Here is a 22,683-nt window from a genome sequence, read left to right as displayed (position 1 = left end):
GGAAAACTGCACTAATGCCGACACCACATGCGCGAGAGGCCCGCTTAGGCCAGAATCACCGGTACTGAACCCGGTCGGGGCTTTTTGCGCTTAACAGTTTTAATTTGACCCGACGAAGGGAAAGACCCATGGCAAACTCACCACAGTCCAAAAAACGGGCCCGTCAGAACGACGCTCGTTTCCAGGTTAACAAAATGCGCCGTTCGCGCATCCGCACATTCCTGCGCAAAGTCGAAGAGGCAATCGCAACTGGCGATCAGACCGTCGCAATCGCAGCATTGCGCGCTGCCCAGCCAGAGCTGATGCGCGGCGTGACCAAAGGCGTTGTTCACAAGAACACCGCAGCGCGGAAAATGTCGCGCCTGTCGGCCCGTGTCAAAGCGATCGGCTGAACCACCGGCGACTATCGGCCAGATTTGACAAGACGCGTCCTTTTTTGGGGCGCGTCTTTTTTTGTGCAGGTGTTGCAGGCTGGCCAAGATTTTGACGCAAAACCCAGAGGCCAGAGATTCTTTTTAGGTAAAGTCAGAGTCAAGCACGTTGTTGTGTTGAAGCAGCCCCAAACCCCTTGCTAGCTTGACCCAGCGATTCACATCGTTCCGGGGGGACATGGGGGGATCGATCCAGTTTGACATCCGTGCGCCCATTGCTGTGGCGGCTGCTGTCAGAATAAAAGGGTCGGCCTTCATGCAAATGTGACGGGGGTACACTGCGACAACGTAGGGTCCCGACATTTGTGTCTGTGTGGACATCAAGGGCTGCTCTTTGATGTTCTGTGCTGCTGTGTCACCATTCGTCTGCCGTTTTGGTGCGCGACTTTTCGTCGTGTGCCCTGAATGGACCTTAGTTTGACAAATGGCATTTCGGTTGGGGTGGGGACCTCGGGCGAAGAGATTGCCGTTTTCGGCGCTGATGTGACATCGCGAGGATGGGTGCGGCTCTGCTGTGGGGTTGTGCGGGGTTAGGGTAAAGAAAAGAATGACGAACGATATCTGGGCAAAGGTGCTTCTGACACTCAAGGGGGCACTTGGGGTTAACAATTATTCCAACTGGATCGAACCACTGGAATTTGCCCAACTTGCTGATGGCGTTGCCGTCTTCCATGTCCCGACCAATTTCATCGGCAATTATGTATCCCAGAATTTCGGTGATCAGATCATCTATCAGTTGGGCCAGCAGGGCGAAGATGTGCAGCGCCTGCAATTCAAGGTACCCGTCAGCGCACAGGTCACGCTAAAGCCTGCGCCGAAACCCACTGCCCGCATTGTAAATGTGGACGACATTTCCGGCTCTCCGCTGGATGCACGGTTTACGTTTGATACCTTTGTGGTCGGCAAGCCCAACGAACTGGCCCATGCGGCCGCACGCCGCGTCGCCGACGGTGGGCCTGTCACCTTTAACCCGCTGTTTTTATATGGTGGGGTGGGCTTGGGGAAAACTCATCTGATGCACGCCATCGCGCATGAATTGCAGCGCCGGTCGCCCGAATTGAACGTGCTGTATCTGTCCGCCGAACAATTCATGTACCGCTTCATCACCGCGTTGCGCGAACGCAAGATGATGGATTTCAAACAATTGTTCCGTTCTGTCGATGTGCTGATGGTCGATGACGTGCAATTCATTGCCGGCAAGGACAGCACGCAGGAAGAGTTTTTTCACACGTTCAACGCGCTGGTGGACGGCCAAAAGCAAATCATCATTTCCGCTGACCGTGCGCCGGGTGAAATCAAGGACCTCGAGGACCGGATCAGGTCGCGGCTGCAATGCGGGCTGGTCGTTGACCTGCACCCGACTGATTATGAACTGCGCCTTGGCATCCTGCAATCAAAGGTCGATGCGTTTTCGGCGCAATACCCCGGTCTGGCGGTCGCACCTGGTGTGCTTGAATTTCTTGCGCATCGCATTTCGACCAATGTTCGGGTGCTCGAAGGCGCGCTGACCCGGCTGTTCGCCTTTGCATCCCTGGTCGGCCGCGAGATTAATCTGGAACTGACACAGGATTGCCTGTCCGATGTGCTTAAAGCGTCGGATCGCAAGGTCACGGTTGAAGAAATCCAGCGCAAGGTTTCAGAACATTACAACATTCGCCTGTCCGATATGATCGGGCCGAAACGCGTGCGTAATTATGCCCGCCCGCGGCAAATGGCGATGTATCTGGCCAAGCAGATGACCAGCCGGTCCTTGCCCGAAATTGGGCGGCGGTTTGGGGGGCGCGACCATACGACAGTCATGCATGGCGTGCGCAAGATCGAAGAACTGAAATTGCTGGACAGCCAGATCGCGGATGATCTGGAACTGCTGCGCCGCGCATTGGAAGCATAGGCGCGCTTGACGCTGGCGTCGGCATCAGAAACAAAACACTTGAGGCCGCGCCGGAATGCAGTAGATTTCGCATCCCGGCCTCGTCCGGCAACAAGACAGGCGGAGATTGGGACATGAAATTCAGCATTGAACGCGCGGTATTGCTCAAGGCGGTCGCGCAGGCTCAATCCGTCGTTGAACGACGCAACACGATTCCGATCCTTGCCAATGTGCTGATCGAGGCGCAGGGCGACGAGGTGCATTTCCGCGCGACAGATCTTGATATCGAAATCGTCGATAAGGCCCCCGCCAAGGTGGACCGCGCCGGAGCGACCACAGTGTCGGCCGTGACCCTGAACGAAATCGTGCGCAAACTGCCCGATGGCGCGCTGGTCACCCTGACCGAGGAAAGCGCCACAGGCCGCCTGACAATCGAGGCGGGGCGCTCCAACTTCTCGCTCGCGACGCTGCCGAAAGAAGATTTTCCCGTGATGGCCTCGTCCGATTACGCGGCCAATTTCTCGGCCAAGGCACCCGTGCTGCGGCGGCTGTTCGACAAATCCAAATTTGCCATCTCGACCGAAGAAACGCGCTATTACCTCAACGGTGTCTACATGCATGTGGCCGATGGCGAAAATGGCAAGGTCCTGCGCTGTGTGGCGACCGACGGTCACCGTCTGGCGCGGATTGATGCGGAATTGCCGATGGGCGCCGAAAACATGGCTGGTGTGATCGTGCCGCGCAAGACCGTGGGCGAATTGCGCAAGCTTTTGGATGATGACGACATGAAGATTGCGGTGTCGGTGTCCGAAACCAAGATCCGTTTTGCCACCCCCGACATCACCCTTACCTCTAAGGTGATCGACGGCACATTCCCTGATTACACCCGCGTCATCCCGCAGGGCAACACGCGCAGGCTAGAAGTTGATGCCAGCGAATTCGCCCGCGCCGTGGACCGTGTGGCCACTGTGTCGTCCGAGCGGTCGCGCGCTGTGAAGCTGTCACTGGACGAAGACCGGCTGATCCTGTCGGTTAATTCGCCAGATTCAGGTGCCGCCGAAGAAGAACTGGCCGTCGCCTATTCCGACGAACGGTTGGAAATTGGGTTCAATGCCAAATATTTGCTGGAAATCGCCAGCCAGGTGGACCGCGAGAACGCCGTTTTCATGTTCAATTCCTCGGGCGATCCGACCCTGATGCGCGAAGGCAACGACATGTCGGCGATCTATGTCGTCATGCCGATGCGCGTGTGACGGGGCAAAACACGTCTGGCGGCATGACCCGGCGTTGCCCATGACTGGGCTTGCACTTTTGCAACTGACCCTGTCGCATCTGCGGTCGCATAAACGCGCGGTGCTGGACCTTGATCCGCGCCCTTTGGCGATCTTTGGGCCGAATGGCGCGGGAAAGACCAATATCCTTGAAGCTGTGTCGCTGTTGTCACCGGGGCGCGGGTTGCGCCGTGCGGGGGCCGACGATCTGGCGCGCAGGCCAGAGGCGCTGGGCTGGAAGATCACCGGCGTGCTGCAATCGCTTTATCAGGTCCATGAAATCGAAACCTGGGCCGAGGCCGGCCAGCCGCGCCAGCTGCGTATCGACGGCAAGACAGCGCCACAGGTGGCTTTGGGCCGGATCGCGCGGGTGCTGTGGCTGGTGCCCGCGATGGACCGGCTTTGGACCGAAGGGGCCGACGGGCGGCGGCGGTTTCTTGACCGCGCGACGCTGAGCTTTGAACCTGGTCATGCCGATGTCGTGCTGACCTATGAAAAGGCGATGCGCGAACGCAACCGCCTGCTGAAAGATATGGTGCGCGATCCGCATTGGTATGCGGCAATCGAAGGCCAGATGGCCGCGGCCGCAACTCAGATCACCGCAAACCGCACAAAGGCGATCGCGGCACTGATGGCAGCACAAGCGGCGGCGGTCAGCGCCTTTCCTACCGCGCAGTTGACGCTGACCTATTCCGACCCGCTGCCAACTGATTTACAATCGGCGCTTGCCGATCACCGCAGTCGTGACATGGCCGCCGGGCGCACGCTCTTGGGGCCGCATCGCGCGGATCTCGATGCAGTTTTTGCAGACAAGCATGTGCCTGCCCGGGATTGCTCTACCGGCGAACAAAAGGCCTTGCTGATCAGCCTGATCCTCGCCAATGCGCGCGCGCTGGCGCAGGACTTTGGCGCGCCGCCGATCCTTTTGCTGGACGAGGTCGCAGCCCATCTTGACGCCACCCGCCGTGCCGCGCTTTATGATGAAATCTGCGCGCTGGGCGCACAGGCGTTCATGACAGGCACGGGGCCGGAACTGTTCGCCGAACTGGGGTCCCGCGCGCAATACGCCGAAGTCACCGAAACGCACGGCCAATCGGCAGTGGAGCGCAAAGACGCAGTATGACCGTTACCGCCTCGGGCCTTATGCTTTATGCTGGTGCCTTGCTGATCCTGTTCGTCACACCCGGTCCGGTCTGGGTCGCGCTGCTCGCGCGGTCCCTGTCGGGTGGGTTTGCGGCCGCATGGCCCTTGGCGGTGGGGGTTGCGCTGGGTGATATCTTTTGGCCGCTGGTTGCGATCCTTGGCGTGACATGGCTGGTCTCGGCCTTTGCCGAGGTGATGATGGTGATGAAATGGATCGCCGTTGCCGTTTTCATCGTCATGGGGATCGGGCTGATACGGTCGGGTGGGCATACGCTGCGCGCGGACAGCCGCCTGACGCGGCCGGGGCGCTGGGCGGGCTTTGTCGCTGGTGTCGCCGTGATCCTTGGCAATCCCAAGGCGGTACTGTTCTACATGGGGGTGCTTCCGGGGTTTTTCGATCTGACGCAGGTGACGCTGACCGATGTCGTCGCAATCTGCACGCTGAGTTTTGTGATCCCGCTGGTTGGCAATCTGCTGTTGGCTGGGTTCATCGGGCGAATGCGCGGCGCGCTGAAGTCACCTGAAACGCTGCGTCGGATCAATCTTGTCGCAGGCTGTTTGCTGGTTGCGGTCGGGGCCGTCATCGCCATCAGCTAAGCGCTTTGCTAACATACAAAATATGGTGTCATTCGCGTGACATTCCCCGTCAAACCGCATATATTTTGCGGGTAGATGAACAGGACTGACCACATGGCCGATGACAACAAGCAACCGGAAGAATACGGTGCGGATTCTATCAAAGTTCTCAAGGGCTTAGAGGCTGTTCGTAAGCGTCCCGGTATGTATATCGGTGATACTGATGACGGGTCCGGTCTGCACCATATGGTTTACGAGGTCGTGGATAACGGCATTGACGAGGCTTTGGCCGGTCACGCCGATCATGTCTATGTACGGATCAACGCCGACAGCTCTGTCACTGTGGGCGATAACGGGCGCGGTATTCCTGTCGGTATCCACGAAGGCGAAGGCGTGTCCGCCGCTGAGGTGATCATGACCCAGCTGCATGCGGGCGGCAAGTTCGACAGCAATTCCTATAAGGTCTCGGGCGGTCTGCACGGTGTTGGTGTGTCGGTTGTGAACGCGCTATCTGATTTTCTGGAACTGCGCATCTGGCGTGAAGGCAAGGAGCATTATGCCCGGTTCGAGGGTGGCTTTACCGTGGAATCCCTGCGTGTCGTTGGCGACGCTAATGGGCGCAAAGGCACGGAAGTAACTTTTCTTGCGGCGCTGACCACCTTTTCCAACCGCGATTTCGATTTCCATATTCTGGAAAAGAGGCTGCGCGAACTGGCGTTCCTGAACTCTGGCGTGCGGATCATCTTGGAAGATTTGCGTCCTGCGGAACCTTTGCGCAACGAATTGTTCTATGAAGGCGGCGTGCGCGAATTCGTCAAATATCTGGACCGTTCGAAGACCCCGCTGATGGAAACGCCGATCTATGTCACCGGCGAACGCGACGACATCGGGGTCGAGGTCGCGATGTGGTGGAACGACAGCTATAACGAAATGGTGCTGCCCTTCACCAACAACATTCCCCAGCGCGATGGTGGCACGCATTTGGCCGGTTTCCGTGGCGCGCTGACCCGCGCGATTATCAAATATGCCACCGAAACCGGGATTACGAAAAAGGAAAAGATCGCCCTGACAGGCGATGATGCCCGCGAAGGGCTGACCTGTGTGTTGTCGGTCAAGGTGCCGGACCCAAAGTTTTCCAGCCAGACCAAGGACAAGCTGGTCAGTTCCGAGGTCAGGCCCGCTGTTGAAAACCTGATGGGCGAGAAACTGAACGAATGGTTTGAGGAAAACCCTGCGACCGCGAAATCCATCATCTCCAAGATCGTCGAGGCCGCAGCAGCGCGTGAAGCCGCGCGCAAGGCCCGCGAAATCCGCCGTAAATCCGCGATGGATGTGAATTTCAACGCCTCAAAGCTCAAGGATTGTTCCGAAAAGGACCCGTCCAAGACTGAAGTCTTTCTTGTCGAGGGTGACAGCGCCGGCGGGTCCGCCCAGACAGGCCGCGACCGTGGCACGCAGGCGATCCTGCCGCTGAAGGGCAAGATCCTGAACGTGGAACGCGCGCGGTTCGACCGGATGCTGGGCAGTCAGGAGATCGGCAATCTGGTCATGGCGCTTGGCACGGGTATCGGGCGCGACGAATTCAAGATCGATAAGCTGCGCTATCACAAGGTCATCATCATGACCGACGCCGACGTGGACGGTGCGCATATCCGAACGCTTTTGCTGACCTTTTTCTTCCGCCAGATGCCTGAATTGATCGAAGGCGGGCATCTGTATATCGCGCAGCCTCCGCTGTACAAAGTCACGCGTGGCCGGTCAGAGGTTTATCTCAAAGATCAGGCCGCGATGGATGAATATCTGATCGAACAGGGCATTGATGGCGCCATGCTGCGCCAAGGCAATGGCGAGGAAATTGCCGGTGCCGACCTGCGCCGCATCGTCGATGAAGCACGCCAATTGAAGCGCGTGCTGGAAGCGTTTCCAACCCATTACCCTCGCCATATCCTTGAACAGGCAGCCATTGCTGGTGCCTTCGTGCCGGGCGTCGTGGAAAACGACCTGCAAGGCACTGCCGACCGCGTGGCGCAGCGCCTTGATCTGGTCGCGCTGGAATGGGAACGTGGCTGGCAAGGCCGGATCACGCAAGACAAAGGCATGCGTCTGGCCCGCATCCTGCGCGGCGTAGAAGAGGTGCGCACGCTGGACGGCACCATGCTGCGGTCGGGCGAGGCGCGGCGCACAGGCACCTTCACGCAAAGCCTGCAAGACGTTTACAACCTGCCCGCGACATTGGTGCGCAAGGATCGCAGCCAGTTGATCCATGGCCCGCTGGACCTGCTGCGCGCTATTCTGGAAGAAGGCGAAAAGGGTCTGTCCCTGCAGCGCTACAAAGGCTTGGGCGAAATGAACCCCGACCAGCTGTGGGAAACCACGCTGGACCCAGATGCGCGCACCCTGTTGCAGGTCAAGGTCGAAGACGTGGCCGAAGCCGACGATCTGTTCACCAAGCTGATGGGCGATGTTGTTGAGCCGCGCCGCGAGTTCATCCAGACGAACGCGCTGAACGTCGAGAATCTCGATTTTTAGAATGGTGCGCTGAAGCGCACCCTACGGTTCTTCAAATCGGGGTGGTCGTAGGGTGGGCTTTTTTAGCCCACCATCCTACCTACCGCCTTGATCGCAAAGGCATAGGATCGTGCCGCATCCTCCAGTGCGGCGAACCGCCCTGTCTTGCCAAAATGCCCCGATGTCATGTTTGTTTTCAGCAGCAGGATATTGTCATCCGTCTTGGTGGTCCGCAGCTTGGCCACCCATTTGGCCGGTTCCCAATAGGTCACGCGCGGGTCGGACACGCCGGCCGTCACCAGCATCGCAGGGTAATCCTGTTCGGTGACATTGTCATAGGGCGAATAGGCGCGGATGTCGTCGAATGCGGCGCGGCTTTCGATCGGGTTGCCCCATTGCGACCATTCGCCGGGCGTCAGAGGTAGCGTGTCGTCAAGGATCGTGGTCAGCACATCGACAAAAGGCACATCGGCGATGATCCCTGCCCAAAGGTCAGGTGCCATGTTCACGACTGCGCCCACCAGCAACCCGCCTGCCGATCCGCCTTGTGCGACGATCCGGCCCTTGCCGGTGTAACCTTCGTCAATCAGCGACTGGGCGGCACCGATGAAATCGTGGAACGTGTTGACCTTGCGCCCGAATTTCGCGTCCTCGTACCAGGCGCGACCTTTTTCCTCACCGCCGCGCACATGGGCGATGGCATAGATGAAACCGCGATCCACCAGCGACAGCCGGTTGGCGGAAAACCCTGCGGGCATGGAGGCGCCGTAGGACCCGTAGCCATAAAGCAGGCAAGGTGCAGTGCCATCCAATAGGGTCGTCGCATGGTGCAGGATTGTGACCGGCACGAGCGCGCCGTCATGCGATGGCGCCATGATCCGGCGGGTGACATAATCGGCAGGGTCGTGACCGCTGGGCAGTTCGACCTGTTTCATCAACACGCGGTCGCCGCTGGACAGATCAAAGTCAAAGACTTGCGACGGCGTCGTGGGCGACGAATAGGTAAAGCGGAACATGTCGGTGTCGTATTCTGCACTCGGGTCGGCCCCCAAAGCATAGGCTTCTTCGTCAAAAGCGATGCTTTGCACAGGGCCTGACCGTCCCTGGTAACATATGCGCGGCAGCGCGTTTTCGCGTTCCACCCAGATCAGCCAGTCGCGATAGGCGGCCAGCCCGATCACCATGCGCCCCGCGCGATAGGGCACCCGATCAACCCAATGCGCGCGCTGCGGCGTGGCTGTGGGGGCGGTGACGATCTTGAAATCCACCGCGCCACCCGCGTTGGTCAGGATGACAAACTGGTCGCCCTGATGGTCAATTTCGTATTCCAGCCCTTCAGTGCGCGCCGCGATCAGCGCAGGCTGCGCATCGGGTGTGGCGGTGGGGATCACCCAAACCTCGTTTTCGTCGTTCATGCCAGTGGCGATCTGGACATAGGCCCCCGACCGCAACCGGCTGACGCCGACGAAGTACCGGGGGTCTTTTTCCTCGTAAACCAGCACGTCATCCGCCGGATCGCTGCCGATGGTGTGGCGAAACACCTTGTTCGGGCGGTGCTGGGCGTCGACGCGGACATAGAACAATGTGCTTTCATTCGCCCAAGCCACCGACCCCACATCCGCGATCAATGTGGCACTATCCTGTCCGGTCGTGGTATCGCGCAGCCGCAGGGTGAAAAACTCTGACCCCGTGGTATCGGCCTTCCATGCCAGCACCTCGTGATCGGGTGACACGGCGACAGCGCCCAGGTCAAAATATTCATGCGCCGCAGCTTCGGCGTTGACGTCAAGCAGCACGACCTCGTCCCCGCCATTGCGTGGGGTGCGGATATAGACGGGGTGTTCGGCCCCTTCGCTGTAGCGCATCACATAGGCATAGGCCCCGTTCTTGCGCGGGACGGATGTGTCGTCTTCCTTGATCCGCCCCCGCATTTCCGCGATCAGCGCGGTCTGCAGGTCTGCCGTATCGGCCATGGCCGCGTCGTAATAGCCATTCTCGGCCGTCAGATAATCCGCGATGTCGCTGGGCAGTTTGGCGGGGTCGCGCATCGCCTCTTGCCAGTTGTCCGCGCGCAGCCATGCAAAATCATCGCGTAGCGTGACGCCATGCGCCGTGGCCGTGGTAGGGCGTTTGCCGGCCAAAGGGGCGTTGGGCAAATGTTTGAACATCAAGGCTTCCAATCAAAGGGCGCGTTTGCGGATCATTGCAAAAACAAGGGGTGCGGCCGCAATCACCAGCGTGATGCGGATGACGTGGATCACTGATACATAGGTCGCATCCTGCCCCATCGCGAGGGTGAGCAGCGACATTTCCGTCAGCCCGCCCGGCGCATAGGCCAGAAACGCTTGTGCCAGCGGCATTCCGCCCGCCAGCACGATCACTTCGGCGAAACCGAGGGCGATGGCTAGCATGATCCCCGATGCGAGCGCCGCCAGCCCCAGTTCACGCCGCAGGTCGGCCATTTTTGCCCCGACAAAGCGGGTGCCGATCACGGTGCCGATGGTCAGTTGGGCTGCGATCACAAACAGGCTTGGCGGCGGCACGGTGACAAGGCCAGTATAATGGGCGATCGCGCTTAGGATCATAGGGCCAAAGACGGGGGCGGCAGGAAGGCGCGCGATTTTGCCCAGCCATGCCCCCGCGATGGCGCATAGGCCAAGCACGGCGTAATCGCGCAAGCTCAGCGCATCAAGCGCTGTCCAGTTGGCGCCACCTGTGCCACCCGCCGACACACCAAGCACCAGCCCGAAAAACAGTGCGACGAAGATAATCACGATCATCACCCGCGCGGCATGGGCTAGGGCGATCTGGCGTTCGCTGCCACCAGCCTCTGCCCCTAACAGGATCATCTCGTTCAGACCGCCGGGCATGGCGGCGTAATAGGCGGTGACGGGATCATAGCCCCCGACGCGGCGGTAGATCAGGAACGACACCCCCGCCGCGACCAGCAGGAAAGGCGGCAGCAGGGCCAGCGTCAGCACCCATGTCGAGACCAGCCCGAACAGCTCTGCCGTGACACCCGACCCGAGCAGCACACCGATCACCGGCACGACGATATTGCGCAGCCCGGCTGGCCCCTTGACCGGTGCGCGCAGCATGGCGGCGGCGACATTGGCGATCATCGGCCCCAGCATCCAAGGCAGTGGGAGGCCCACAAAATACGCCACCACGCCACCCGTCAGCCCGAGCAGCAGCGCCAGTGCTGTCTTGCGATCAAAGCCCGCCAATATGCCGGACCCCACGGCCCTTTGCCAAGGCGATCTGCTTTTGCCGTTCTCGGAAACGGGCCTTGTCCTGGGTGGTCGTCTCGTCCACGCAATGATGGCAGCTGACACCTTGTTCAAATGCTGGATGATGACGGTCCTCGGGCAGCAGCGGGCGGCGGCAACCGTGGCACAGGATATGCGGCCCCTCGGCCAGCCCGTGCCCGACACTGACGCGCCCGTCAAAGACGAAACATTCACCGTCCCATTTGCTGGCGTCTTGCGGGACTTCCTCCAGATATTTCAGGATGCCGCCCTTGAGGTGATAGACGTCTTCCACCCCCTGACCCATCAGGTAATTGGTGGATTTTTCGCAGCGGATGCCGCCGGTGCAGAACATCGCGATACGCTTGTTGTGGAACCGGTGCTTGTTGGCTTCCCACCATGCGGGGAATTCGCCGAAAGACTTGGTTTGTGGGTCTATCGCGCCGTCGAAGGTGCCGATAGCAACCTCGTAATCGTTGCGGGTGTCGATGACAGCGACATCGGGGGCGCTGATAAGGTCGTTCCAGTCAGCAGGTTCAACGTAATGGCCCACCCGCGACACCGGGTCGATATCCGGCTGGCCCATGGTCACGATTTCACGTTTCAGCCGGACTTTCATGCGATGAAACGGGGCGTCAACGGCGGTGCTTTCTTTCCAGTCCAGATCGGCACAACCGGGCAAGGCACGGATATGCGCCAGCACGGCATCAACACCGGCGCGGTCGCCAGCAATCGTGCCGTTGATGCCTTCGCCTGCCAGCAACAGCGTGCCGCTGATCGCGCGCGCGCGGCACAGGTCCAAAAGCGGCCCGCGCAGCGTGGCAGGGTCGGCAAAGCGGGTGAAATGGTAAAGGGCAGCGACGATATACATGGGCATTGAGTTACGCCTGCCCGCCATCAGGTTCAAGAGGGGCCGGATGCCAGCGCCAGCCCATCCACGACAGCGGTGAACGCCTCGCCGCGTTCAAGCGCTGCCTGCGGGAAAAGCTGGCTCACCGATGCCTCGACTGCCTGCAACAGGCTGGACCCGCCGACAAAGACGATCTTTGCGATCCGGTCTGGCGTGATACCCGCCTGCGCCAGTGTGTCCACCGCACAGGCCCTGATCGCGGCAGTATGATCGGAAAGGGCTGCATCCATTTCCGCCTTGAGGGTCTGCGCCCAAAGATCGGAGGCGACAAAGCGCAAATCGATGCCGGTCTGGTCGGTGTCGGGGGCGTTCAGCCTGATCTTGGCAGCCTCGACGGCAAAGGCGATGTCATGACCCAGTTCCATGTCCAGCACAGTCTGCAACCGCGCGAACAGGGCAGGATCGACCCCTTGTTTGGCAAAACCTGCCGCCATGCGGCGGTTTTCAGGCGTATAGACGAAAGGGATTTTCTGCCATGTCGCCAGATCGTTGTAGATCGCATTTGGCGCCAGATGCCGCCCGTTGCCGATGGCATTGCCGATCTCGGCACCGCGCCCCAGCAGTGGCATCACCTGCGCGAGTGACAGCGCACGGTCGAAATCGGTGCCGCCGACGCGCACGCCGTGGCTGGCGACAATCCGCGTGGCGCTGCCGTCGCGTTCGAAAATCGTGAAATCTGACGTGCCGCCGCCGATATCGATGACCAGCCCCAAGGCGCCTTTGTCCAGCGGGCCAGCAGCCAGCGCCGCTGCTTCGGGTTCGTTCATAAAGGTGACATCGCGGAAACCGGCCAGCAGATAAGCCTCGTGCAGGTCCAGTTCGGCCTGCGCATCGCGGGCGGGGTCGGCGGAATGAAACCGGACAGGACGCCCCGACAGGGCATGGTTATAGGTCTGGCCCGTCTCGGCCTCGGCCTTTGCGCGGATCATCGCCAGAAACCGCGCCACGACTTCTAGCAGGGTCAGGCGTTCATGCGCGATCATGCGCCGTTCACGCAGCAAGGGCGTGCCCAAGACCGATTTCAGCGCGCGCATGAAGCGGCCTTCGCGACCTTCGATTAAGGCGGCATTGGCCGCGGACCCATAGAGCGTGACCTTCCGATCGGGGTCAAAGAACACCGATGTCGGCAAGGTGGACTGCGCCGGTTCGACGGCGATCAGATGCGGCCTGCCTGCCACCATGACACCCGCCGCCGTATTGGACGTGCCGAAATCGATCCCGAGCGTTGCCATCATGCCCCCTGCAAAGATGCCGCCGATAGGAAAATTGCAGGCAAGGCGCAAGCCCTCGGGTTTCGCTTGCGACAAATCAATGGCAGATTGTGGGTGAAGCAAGACAGGAAAGCCGCCATGACACATGCGCTGATCGTGATCGACGTGCAAAAAGACTTTTGCCCCGGCGGGGCGCTGGCCGTGGCGCAAGGCGACCAGATCGTGCCGGGGATCAATGTGGCGATGAGTGATTTCGATATCGTCGTGCTGACGCAAGATTGGCATCCAGCGGGGCATTCTTCTTTTGCATCGACCCATGGTGCCGCCCCGATGAGCATGATGGACATGCGCTACGGCCCACAGGTGCTATGGCCGGATCACTGCATCCAGGGATCGCTTGGCGCGCAGTTTCACCCCGATCTGACGGTGGACCGCGCCGATCTGATCCTGCGCAAAGGGCATAATCCGGCCATCGACAGCTATTCGGCGTTTTTCGAAAACGACCGGAACACGCCGACCGGGCTGGAAGGATATCTGCGCACGCGCGGTATCGACCGGATCACGCTGGTCGGGCTGGCGACAGATTTCTGCGTCGCCTATTCCGCGCTGGATGCGGCAAAGCTGGGGTTCGACGTCATGGTCCGGCTGGATTTGTGCCGAGCGATTGATTTCGACGGATCACTGGCGCGGGCCAAGGCGGACATGCAGGCGGCGGGTGTCGTTCTGGTATGACGGTTTCGATCATCATTCCGACCTACAACCGGCCTGCCTTGCTGCAACGGGCTGTAGTCTCCGCCTTGGCGGCCTGCCCGCAGGATGGCGAAGTCATCGTGATCGACGACAGGTCCGATACCGCCCAGACAGCCTTGTGCGATGTCACCGACCCACGGCTGCGGATCACGACCAACACAGGCGACAAAGGCGCCGCAGGTGCCCGCAACCACGGGATTGCGCAGGCCAAGGGCGAGATCGTGATGTTTCTGGATGATGATGATGTGATGGTCGCGGATTATCCGGGGCGGGTGCTGGCTGCGGCAGCGCAAAGTGGCGCTGATTGGGGGTTTGCGCGGCTAGCTGAGATCAACGGGATTGATCAACCGCTCAGCCTTGCCCGGTATGATGAGACTCCACGAATTTCTAGTGGCTTGGTGGGTGACGACGTGCCTATTCTTGACCGCCTACCAGCATTTAGTCAGGGCTTTTGGATAAGGCGGCAAGTGTTCACCGAGCTTGGTCCAATCTATGTCGATCAGAAGCTAGACGAAGATACGGATTATTGTTTTAGGCTTTACGGCCATCGACAAAAAGCATGGTTCGAGACTGAACCAGGCTGCATCTATAGTCGCAGCTATGCTGTCTCGGGGAGCGATGCGCCCCAGCTGACACGCGGAAGTGACAAATTAATTGAATCCCAGTGTCATTTGCGCACCTTCCAGCGTAACCAGAACTATTTCAAAACTCACTCGGCGGAACAATGGGCCCTGATCCGGAGATGCCTTCGTTTTGCGGCGTACAATGGCGTTAAGGAAACGCCAAAGATTCTTTTAAGGGACCTGCAGCCTTTTCGTTTGCGCCTGCGCGCCTGGCTTTTTTGGCAGATTAAATGCGCCGGCAAAAAGCGATACCAGCGCAGAATTGCGCATAACACTCTTCAAGCCTAACCCTTGCCCTCAGGCCGGTCACTTGCTCTAACACCCCAAACCGTCAGGGGAACAACATGGTCGATATCGCCACCCGCGTCTGGAACCACAAATGGAAGATCGACCCGATCGTCCGCTCGCTCATTGATACTGATTTCTATAAACTGCTGATGTGCCAGTCGGTGTTCCGCAACCATCCCGACACGCAGGTCACCTTCAGCCTGATCAACCGGACCAAAACCATCCGGCTGGCTGATCTGGTGGATGAAGGCGAATTGCGCGAACAGCTGGACCATATCCGCAGCCTACGGCTGACGCGGGGCGAAAGCACGTGGCTGCGCGGCAACACGTTTTATGGCAAACGGCAGATGTTCACCCCCGCCTTCATGACATGGTTCGAAAACCTGCAACTGCCGCCTTACCATCTGGAAAAGATCGACGGGCAGTATGAACTGACCTTCGAAGGGTCCTGGCCCGAGGTCATGCTGTGGGAAATCCCCGCGCTGGCCGTGATCATGGAATTGCGCAGCCGTGCGGTGCTCAAAACGCTGGGGCGGTTCGAATTGCAGGTGCTCTACGCCCGCGCCATGACAAAGCTGTGGGAAAAGGTCGAGGACCTGCGCCATATCCCCGACCTGCGGCTGGCCGATTTCGGCACGCGGCGGCGGCATTCCTATCTGTGGCAGGACTGGTGCGTGCAGGCGATGATGGAAGGGCTGGGCGCCAATTTCACCGGCACCTCCAACTGCCGCATCGCCATGCAGCGCGAGATCGAGGCGATCGGCACCAATGCCCACGAACTGCCCATGGTCTATGCCGCACTGGCCGACAGCGACGAAGCTCTGCGCCACGCGCCCTATGCGGTGCTAGCCGACTGGCAGGAGGAACACGACGGCAACCTGCGGATCATCCTGCCCGACACCTTTGGGTCCAAGGGGTTTCTGGACCGCGCCCCCGATTGGCTGGCAGGCTGGACGGGCATCCGCGTGGACAGCGGCGATCCGGCGGCGGGGGCCGAGACGGCGATCGCCTGGTGGCAGTCACGCGGCGAGGATCCGCGCCAGAAACTGGTCATCTTTTCCGACGGGCTGGACGTGGCCAAGATCATCGAACTGCACCAGCAATTCGCCGGACGGGTGCGGGTCAGCTTTGGCTGGGGGACGATGCTGACCAATGATTTCATAGGCTTGGTGGCAGACGACGCGCTGGCGCCGTTCAGCCTTGTCTGCAAGGCAGTGAGTGCGAACGGCCGGCCCACGGTCAAGCTGAGCGACAACCCCAACAAGGCGATGGGGCCTCTTGACGAGATTGCACGTTATAAGCGAGTGTTTGGGGTGGGGGATCAGAAAAGGGTTGAGGTTGTGGTCTAATGCACAGTGTTGGCGATACAATTTGGCCAAAAACACCAAACGCAGTTCGCTATAAGCTTTTTGCTGAGCGTTGTGCTGAGTTAGTTAACCCTAAGTCACATGACAGTTACAGAGTTCACGCGCTCTCAACTCCGTTAAAGTTGGCTGAGTTATTAGTTAACAGCCAGAAAGTGATAGACAGGCAGTTTCCTAAGGCTTCGATTGGCTCAATAGTTGATGAAGTTAATGAAGCCATAAAAAGCGATTTGGTTGTAAAGAAGATACTTTCAGATTTAAAGCTAGACGTATCTGTGATTACACCGCTGATTACAGAAACAACAGAAGAAATTAATAGCAGAACAAAGCTCGCTCAACGATTAGTAAAAAAGGAATACCGAAGAACCTGTGAGGAAATGATAATTCAGTGTTGCGAAACTGAGGGGGGAAAAGTGAGCTACTTGTTCTAACAAAGCTATACATTTCATTTTTGATTGGCTCTGGATTCCATCGAGGTTGGGTCGAGCAATCAGTTAAAGAATTATTTTGTAAAGACAGGGTCAAGCAGTGCTCAAGATATTTACTAATGGGTTTTTTCGACAAATTTCACCGCGATGGCGGTGGCGATTTTACGATTCTGTTGATAGGTAGTTCTCGTTATATTAATTTCCTATCAGGAGTTTTCTCAATACCAGCTTACTCGAACATTGAATCTCTTCCACCTAAAGTGAAGATCATAGAGCCTGAAAAGATAGGTTTGCCTGCTGACAAAAAAATATTGGTGTTAACTCAGTACAAGGCAAGAGATCCTTATTCGGCTGTTAAGGGCGTCGAGAGCTTCTTAACTCTTCCACGCTCTTTCTTGTTTATCTACCCGTCCGGATTGCGTGAGGCATTAGAAGATGAGTGCATCGTCATAGAAGGAAAAACAAGTAAGCTCCACAAGATTTCGCGTAAGTCAACTGTTTCATCTTTGCCGTCAAAGTCTAGCATGATTAAGTCGGCATCAAAATCAGTTAAGAGTTTTGCAGAGTACGCTCTTGCTAGCGAAGTGATGAGCGACCGAAAAACGATGGGCATGATGTTGCGGTCGCTAAACTCTGCTTCGTTAGCGGCCAACTCATCTGATTCTGAGACTCAGTTGATTACTTTATGGTCTGCATTTGAGGCTCTTCTACCTGCTCCGTCAAAAGATGATGGTAAACACGTTAGAATAGTACACTTTAATAAGCTGATCGTTCCGTGTGTTGCGAGAAAATATTTATTGTCAAAGTTTCAAAATTGCTTCTCGGTTTGTGCCGCTAGCGTTGGGGGTAGTTTTCAGAAAGTTCTTGATGACCACGGCGCTGGTGCAAGTCCGGCTGAGAGGCTAGGCAGTATTTTGATTGGAGAGCCTGCATATCAAAAGATGTTAATGAAGTCCCTGGCTGATAGTCCATTGCTGATGAACAGGGTCTGGTCATTGCAACGAGTACTTCTAAATCCAAAAGATGGTCTTGGTAAAACGACAACGCATGAGAGTAGAGTTTCTTGGCAGGTCAATAGAATTTATAGGGAGCGCAACGACATTGTTCATTCAGGGAGCAGAAGTCCATTTATTGCCCCATTGGTCGAAAACGCGTTTTTGTATTATCGTTTAGTCATCCGCAGTCTTGAGGACGCATTTACTCGCTACAATGTTTACGAGCCTCATAGTGCGCTGCAGTTAATATCGGGACAGCATAGTGACGCAAAGGACGCGATAGGTCAGATGCTATCGAACCATAAGCTAAACGACGAGCAAAAGCAGTTAGCTTTCTTTAAGTTTGTTTTTCAGGATCAAGCATAGCAGTATTTTAACCTACTTTTTAGATGAGGGAGCGATAGCAATCCCCATCACTCATCTACCTTCCCCCGCATCGCCTTCACTTCCCCGCGCACCTTCTTCTCTTTCAGCCGCCGCTTGACCGACCCATAGGTCGGTTTCGTGGCGACGCGGCGTTTGGGGACCACGGTGGCGGACAGGACCAGTTCGGCCAGCCTCTCGCGGGCGATGTCACGGTTGCGGGCCTGGCTGCGGGTGTCCTGCACAAAGATCACGATGGCCCCGTCATTCGTCCAGCGCCGCCCCGCCAGCCGCCGCAGCCGCCGTTTCACCGGATCGGGCAGGTTGGGGGACCGTTCCGCCTCGAACCGCAATTCGACCGCAGTGGATACCTTGTTCACATTCTGCCCGCCCGGTCCGGACGCGCGGGCAAAGCTTTCTGTCAGCTCCCAATCGGCAATCTCGATCTGGTCGGTGATGCGCATCTCGCCTCGCTTTGTTCGAAATACTCCCGCCGGAGGCCTCAAAGTCAAAAAGGGCTACCCCGCGTTGGGATAGCCCTTTCCTGAATGTCGGAGGTGGGTCGGTTAGGATCTCCACCTTGGGGTTAATTCAGCCAAGGGCTGCCTTAGCTGCGCGCCCCCCAAGTTGTCCCGCCACACGTCTCCAGAACTTCATGATGCACTGGATCACCTCCTTTCAAATGTTTCGATATCCGTAGAGTTGCACAGATTTGGTATATTTCAAGTAAAAATATACCACCACTCGCGTTTAAATTTTCGCCCGCTGCATTCGCCCAACAATCAGGCGGAATGGCAACAGCGCCAACAGTGCGATGGTCAGCTTGACCCCCCAATCCGCCACGGCGAGCGATACCCACAGCGGCACCAGCGGCCCCGCGTTCAAGAACGGCACGGCGTCCTGCGCCCAGATGATTTCATCTGCCGCCGCTGCCGACAGCCCGTTGAACACCGCCGAAAACGCAATCGCGAAAAAGATCACCGTATCCACGGTGGACCCGACCAGCGTGCTGCCCAAGGGCGCTTTCCACCACGACCCGTCGCGCAGCCGGTTGAACATTGCGATGTCGAGCATCTGCGCGACGGCAAAGGCGGTCGCCGACCCGATCGCGATGCGCAGTGCAACGGCGGGGTATTCGTACCCGTCGCCTTGCAGCATGATCTGGCTGCCGATCAGCGAACAGATGATCCCCACGATCAGCCCCGCGAACACGACCCTGCGCGCGGCTTGGGTGCCGTAGACGCGGTTCATGACGTCGGTGACAAGAAACGCCAGCGGATAGGTGAATGCCCCCCAGGTCAGCAGGCCATCGAGGATCAGAAATTGCACAAGGATATTTGAGGCCACAACGATGGCGGCCATGGCGATAACGCCGGGAAGGATGCGTGTCATTTGAATGTTTCCGTTTTGACAAGGGTGCGGCACTTGGCCCCCAAAGGGGACAGCGCGACCTAACGCCCGCCTGTCAGTCCGTCAACCTGTATTCCACGATCTCGGTCCGCTGGAACGCGCGAAAGTTGTCGTCCGAGATCAGGGTCATCCGCAGTCCCTGTTCGTCCTGCCAGACGCTGATACCTTCTAGATTGTCATGCGCGCGCAGGCGCGTTTCCAACAGAACCTGTTCGTTCCCGCCGGTCAGATCAAACCGCCGGACCCGGCTGCGAAACCCTATGCCAAGAAAATCCCGTTCCAGCACATAAAGCCGCCCGTCCGGCCCGATATCCGCGCCTGCGACCAGAAACGCGCCCCGCCGCGGGATACTGAACGGCTGGTCCCAGATGCCATTGCGCAGCCGGAAAACGGGGAATGGCTGCGTCGCGCCACCAGACCGTTCGGGGATGGTATAAAGCGCGCCATCGCGGTCGATGGCCAAGGCTTCCAGCGATGCATTGGTCTGCATCCCGTCAAACGCGGGCGTCGTCATCAGATCGGACGCGGGTGCGTCGATGGCGGCAAAGCTGCGGATGCCATGCGTCCATTCATAGGACACGTAGATCGTCCCGTCGGCACCGATTGCCAGCCCCTCACTGTCGCTTTCCGCGCGGGTCAACGCCTGCCCGCCGGGGCCTGACACCGTGACGATGGGGCCTGCTGTGATTCCGGTGATCTGGTCGCCAGACCGTGCAAACTGCCCCCTTACAAACACGCCGCGGTCGCTCAGCGCGAGAAAACTGTCCCCGTCATCTGATACTTCAATCGCGGAGAAGCCGCCAAAGCGCGGATCATCCAGAACCCAGGCATGGCTGCCGATCAGGACAGGGTCTGACTGGGCGGGAAGGGCGAACCAGAGGGCGGGCAATAATGCGGTCAGGCGCAAGGCGGGATCATTTCATTGGGGCAGGCGTCATAGCCGACCATAGTCTGGCAGGGTTAAGATCGCTTTACGCAGATCAGTTGGCGTTCAGCACGCCAAGGCATTGGCCTGGCAGGCTTGCCATCGTCAATTCACCCCGTGGCAGGGCAGGCGGTGCTGTCGGGTCAGGCGGTGGTGGGTTCAGGATAGTGTTCACCCAATCTTGCGCTTCGGCGCAGCCGTCTCCGGCTGGCGGCGGGGCCTGATCGACGCAGGTTGCGTCCCCTGCGGGGCAGTTTAGCCGGACGTGGAAATGGTAATGATGCCCGTACCAAGGCCGGACCTTGTTCAGCCAGCTGCGGTCGCCGGTTGCGTTGTTGCACATTTCGACCTTGGCACCCGGAAACACGAAAATCCGTGCCGTGCGCGGGTCGGATGCTGCAGCGCGGATGAGCGCCTCGTGCTGCGGGGTCCAGTCGGTGTTGACATAGGCGCCGTTCGCCCGCCGCATGGAAATCGACGAAATCGCCTCGCGTTCGGCGCGCGACAGGTCCAGCCGTGTTGCTGGCAGCATCCAGATATCGGCGTCAAGCCCAGTCTGGTGGCTGGCATGCCCCGTCAGCATCGGCCCGCCGCGTGGCTGGCTCAGGTCGCCAACATAGATCCCGTTCCAGCCCGGCAAGGTTGCCGCAAACCGGCTGAGATCCTGCACATAATCCACGGTGATCGGCTGCGCCCAGTTGCGGTTGCGCGACAGGCGCATCGCCTGCCATGTCGGGCCGGTTTCGGGCAGGGCGACTGCGCCGGCCTGACAGCCGCGCGCATAGCTTCCCAAGGCGGAGGGGGATTGTGCTGTCGGGCGCGGGGCCGCGCCGAACAACACCTTGGCCACGCGGGTGTCGCCTGCGTTTTGCGTCACCGCGATCCGTGGTGTATCAGGCTGGCACGCGGCAAGCCCCATGCTCAGGATGAGTGCTGCGGTCAGGCGGACCATGCGTCACGATCTCCGTTCTTGTTGACAGAGCGTAGCAAGAAAAGCCCGATCACAAAAAGAAAGATGATCGGCAAAAAGCCTAGCTGGTTGCTGCCGGTCACGATTGTGAAAATTGTAATCAGCGCGGGGGCCAGAAAGGCCGTTGCCTTGCCGGTCAGGGCGAACAGGCCGAACGCCTCGGCCGGACGATCGGGGTGGGTGTGGCGCACCATCATCGACCGTGACGCGGAATATAGTGCGCCACCCGCACCGCCGATAAAGACGCCGCAGACATAGAACACCATGTCGGGGATCGGGGATCCTTGGGGTAGCGGGATGCCAAACATCGCCTGCCGCGACATGCCGACGATGATGACGGACACGCCGATCAGCACCCAGACGCAGGCGGTGATCACGGGTTTCGGGCCATAGCGCGCATCGCCCAGACCGCCCAGCCATGTCACGATAGCCGCGGCGATGGCCGCGATGATGCCAAAGACGCCGATCTGGATCGTCTGCCATTCCAGCACAAGTGCTGCATAGACCCCGCCGAATGCATAGACCGCGTTCAGCGCATCACGATAGAACATCGACCCCAGCAGAAAGTTGAACAGACTTTTGCGCTTCACCACGGATCGCAGCGTGTCGATCAATTCGCCTGTCACGGCGCGCAGGTTGGTGGATTGACGCGGGGCATGGGGGTCGTCGCGGACATACAGAAAGAACGGGATGATAAAGATCACATACCAGATCGCGATGAACGGCCCGACCGCCCGTGTGCCTTCGCGCAGGTCAGGGTCCAGCCCGAACAACGGCGCATTGCCCAGCAGGGTCACGCCTTGATCGTTTTCCGCCAGCAACAGCAGCATCAAAAACAGCGACACCACCCCGCCCCAATAGCCGAATGCCGCACCAGACCCTGAAATGCGCCCAACCTCGCGGTCATTGCCAAGCGACGGTAGGATCGCGTTGACAAAGTTCAGCGCACTTTCTGCGGCGATAAAGCCGATATAAAACAGGACCAGGATCAGGATCAGAGATGCGCCGTCCGGCGTCAGACCCCAAAGCATCCATGTCGTCACCACATAGACGACCGAGAAAAAGGCGATCCACGGGATCTTGCGCCCCGACCGGTCTGCAAAGGCCCCCAAAAACGGCGCGCTAAAGGCAATCAGCAACCCCGCGACGGTCTGGCCTGCCGACCAGATCCATTGCGCACGGGCGTTTGCAGCAGCCTCGTCCAGCCCCGCCCCAAGGTAATACTGGGCGGCGACGACAGCGAAATAGGGGCCGAAGATGAAGGTCAGGCCAAGCGTGTAAAACGGCTGCGACGCCCAATCGAACGCCATCCATCCCCAGATACGTTTTTTGCTCACTGACATGACCTGCCTCTACTGTCCCTTCGGGGACTAGACACTGCAAATCACGGCTCTGGCAA

Annotated in this window: 20 protein-coding genes; 11 read left to right on the top strand and 9 right to left on the bottom strand. The window is 58.8% G+C overall.

Annotation, left to right across the window (positions count from 1 at the left end; genetic code table 11):
* Positions 1 to 128: 128 nt before the first annotated feature.
* The 6 genes from rpsT to gyrB all read left to right on the top strand — a co-directional run bounded on the left by rpsT (position 129) and on the right by gyrB (position 7,820).
* Positions 129 to 392, top strand: a complete 264-nt coding sequence (gene rpsT / locus SKA53_RS10235; protein WP_040482918.1) for a 30S ribosomal protein S20 — start codon at positions 129 to 131, stop codon at positions 390 to 392.
* A gap of 586 nt (positions 393 to 978) precedes the next feature.
* The gene (dnaA, locus tag SKA53_RS10225) at positions 979 to 2,322 is read left to right on the top strand and encodes a chromosomal replication initiator protein DnaA (RefSeq protein ID WP_007206059.1); all 1,344 of its coding nucleotides are present in this window, start codon (positions 979 to 981) and stop codon (positions 2,320 to 2,322) included.
* Between the two features lie 113 nt (positions 2,323 to 2,435).
* Positions 2,436 to 3,554, top strand: coding sequence for a DNA polymerase III subunit beta (gene dnaN / locus SKA53_RS10220; RefSeq protein ID WP_007206058.1), 1,119 nt, complete (start codon positions 2,436 to 2,438; stop codon positions 3,552 to 3,554).
* 40 nt (positions 3,555 to 3,594) lie between these two features.
* A complete protein-coding gene (gene recF, locus SKA53_RS10215; protein ID WP_007206057.1) occupies positions 3,595 to 4,695 on the top strand; it encodes a DNA replication/repair protein RecF in 1,101 nt (366 codons plus the stop codon).
* Entirely contained in the window at positions 4,692 to 5,312 is a 621-nt protein-coding gene (locus tag SKA53_RS10210) for a LysE family translocator (RefSeq protein ID WP_040482916.1), read from the top strand. Before recF ends, SKA53_RS10210 begins: the two co-directional genes overlap by 4 nt.
* Positions 5,313 to 5,405: 93 nt before the next feature.
* Positions 5,406 to 7,820 carry a DNA topoisomerase (ATP-hydrolyzing) subunit B gene (gene gyrB / locus SKA53_RS10205; protein ID WP_040482915.1) on the top strand — a complete coding sequence of 805 codons (2,415 nt, stop codon included), beginning with the start codon at positions 5,406 to 5,408 and terminating at the stop codon, positions 7,818 to 7,820.
* Positions 7,821 to 7,882: 62 nt separating this feature from the next.
* Here gyrB and SKA53_RS10200 read toward each other — a convergent pair whose 3' ends face one another.
* From SKA53_RS10200 to SKA53_RS10185, 4 genes are read right to left on the bottom strand one after another with little or no spacing between them, the layout of a single operon-like run.
* The gene (locus tag SKA53_RS10200; protein WP_040483262.1) at positions 7,883 to 9,967 is read right to left on the bottom strand and encodes a S9 family peptidase; all 2,085 of its coding nucleotides are present in this window, start codon (positions 9,965 to 9,967) and stop codon (positions 7,883 to 7,885) included.
* A 12-nt stretch (positions 9,968 to 9,979) separates the two neighbouring features.
* Positions 9,980 to 11,026, bottom strand: coding sequence for an AbrB family transcriptional regulator (locus tag SKA53_RS10195; protein WP_007206053.1), 1,047 nt, complete (start codon positions 11,024 to 11,026; stop codon positions 9,980 to 9,982).
* Positions 11,013 to 11,918, bottom strand: coding sequence for a rhodanese-related sulfurtransferase (locus tag SKA53_RS10190; RefSeq protein ID WP_007206052.1), 906 nt, complete (start codon positions 11,916 to 11,918; stop codon positions 11,013 to 11,015). Before SKA53_RS10190 ends, SKA53_RS10195 begins: the two co-directional genes overlap by 14 nt.
* 32 nt (positions 11,919 to 11,950) lie before the next feature.
* Positions 11,951 to 13,189: an Hsp70 family protein gene (locus SKA53_RS10185; RefSeq protein WP_040483261.1), complete on the bottom strand. Its 1,239-nt coding sequence runs from the start codon at positions 13,187 to 13,189 to the stop codon at positions 11,951 to 11,953.
* A gap of 117 nt (positions 13,190 to 13,306) precedes the next feature.
* Here SKA53_RS10185 and pncA point away from each other — a divergent pair, with 117 nt between their 5' ends.
* The 5 genes from pncA (at position 13,307) to SKA53_RS10160 (ending at position 17,982) form a co-directional block, all read left to right on the top strand.
* A complete protein-coding gene (gene pncA / locus SKA53_RS10180) occupies positions 13,307 to 13,900 on the top strand; it encodes a bifunctional nicotinamidase/pyrazinamidase (RefSeq protein ID WP_007206050.1) in 594 nt (197 codons plus the stop codon).
* The gene (locus tag SKA53_RS10175) at positions 13,897 to 14,829 is read left to right on the top strand and encodes a glycosyltransferase family 2 protein (protein WP_007206049.1); all 933 of its coding nucleotides are present in this window, start codon (positions 13,897 to 13,899) and stop codon (positions 14,827 to 14,829) included. The genes pncA and SKA53_RS10175 overlap by 4 nt, the downstream gene beginning before the upstream one ends.
* Positions 14,830 to 14,885: 56 nt before the next feature.
* Positions 14,886 to 16,178: a nicotinate phosphoribosyltransferase gene (pncB, locus tag SKA53_RS10170; RefSeq protein WP_007206048.1), complete on the top strand. Its 1,293-nt coding sequence runs from the start codon at positions 14,886 to 14,888 to the stop codon at positions 16,176 to 16,178.
* Positions 16,178 to 16,624, top strand: coding sequence for a hypothetical protein (locus SKA53_RS10165; RefSeq protein WP_040482914.1), 447 nt, complete (start codon positions 16,178 to 16,180; stop codon positions 16,622 to 16,624). The genes pncB and SKA53_RS10165 overlap by 1 nt, the downstream gene beginning before the upstream one ends.
* A gap of 116 nt (positions 16,625 to 16,740) precedes the next feature.
* Positions 16,741 to 17,982: a hypothetical protein gene (locus tag SKA53_RS10160; protein WP_007206047.1), complete on the top strand. Its 1,242-nt coding sequence runs from the start codon at positions 16,741 to 16,743 to the stop codon at positions 17,980 to 17,982.
* Between the two features lie 47 nt (positions 17,983 to 18,029).
* Here the strand turns inward: SKA53_RS10160 and arfB are convergent, their stop codons facing one another.
* From arfB to SKA53_RS10135, 5 genes are all read right to left on the bottom strand, one after another.
* The gene (gene arfB, locus SKA53_RS10155) at positions 18,030 to 18,443 is read right to left on the bottom strand and encodes an alternative ribosome rescue aminoacyl-tRNA hydrolase ArfB (RefSeq protein ID WP_007206046.1); all 414 of its coding nucleotides are present in this window, start codon (positions 18,441 to 18,443) and stop codon (positions 18,030 to 18,032) included.
* A gap of 286 nt (positions 18,444 to 18,729) precedes the next feature.
* The gene (locus tag SKA53_RS10150) at positions 18,730 to 19,371 is read right to left on the bottom strand and encodes a queuosine precursor transporter (RefSeq protein WP_007206045.1); all 642 of its coding nucleotides are present in this window, start codon (positions 19,369 to 19,371) and stop codon (positions 18,730 to 18,732) included.
* A 73-nt stretch (positions 19,372 to 19,444) separates the two neighbouring features.
* The gene (locus tag SKA53_RS10145) at positions 19,445 to 20,296 is read right to left on the bottom strand and encodes an esterase-like activity of phytase family protein (RefSeq protein ID WP_007206044.1); all 852 of its coding nucleotides are present in this window, start codon (positions 20,294 to 20,296) and stop codon (positions 19,445 to 19,447) included.
* Positions 20,297 to 20,369: 73 nt separating this feature from the next.
* Entirely contained in the window at positions 20,370 to 21,266 is an 897-nt protein-coding gene (gene mepA, locus SKA53_RS10140; protein ID WP_007206043.1) for a penicillin-insensitive murein endopeptidase, read from the bottom strand.
* On the bottom strand, positions 21,254 to 22,627 hold the full coding sequence (locus tag SKA53_RS10135) for an MFS transporter (RefSeq protein ID WP_007206042.1): 1,374 nt from the start codon (positions 22,625 to 22,627) through the stop codon (positions 21,254 to 21,256). Before SKA53_RS10135 ends, mepA begins: the two co-directional genes overlap by 13 nt.
* Between the last annotated feature and the right edge of the window lie 56 nt (positions 22,628 to 22,683).

This window comes from Yoonia vestfoldensis SKA53, assembly GCF_000152785.1.
Taxonomy (GTDB): Bacteria; Pseudomonadota; Alphaproteobacteria; order Rhodobacterales; family Rhodobacteraceae; genus Yoonia; species Yoonia vestfoldensis_A.
The sequence above is the reverse complement of the archived record's forward strand: the minus strand, read 5'-3'. Positions and strand labels throughout refer to the sequence as shown.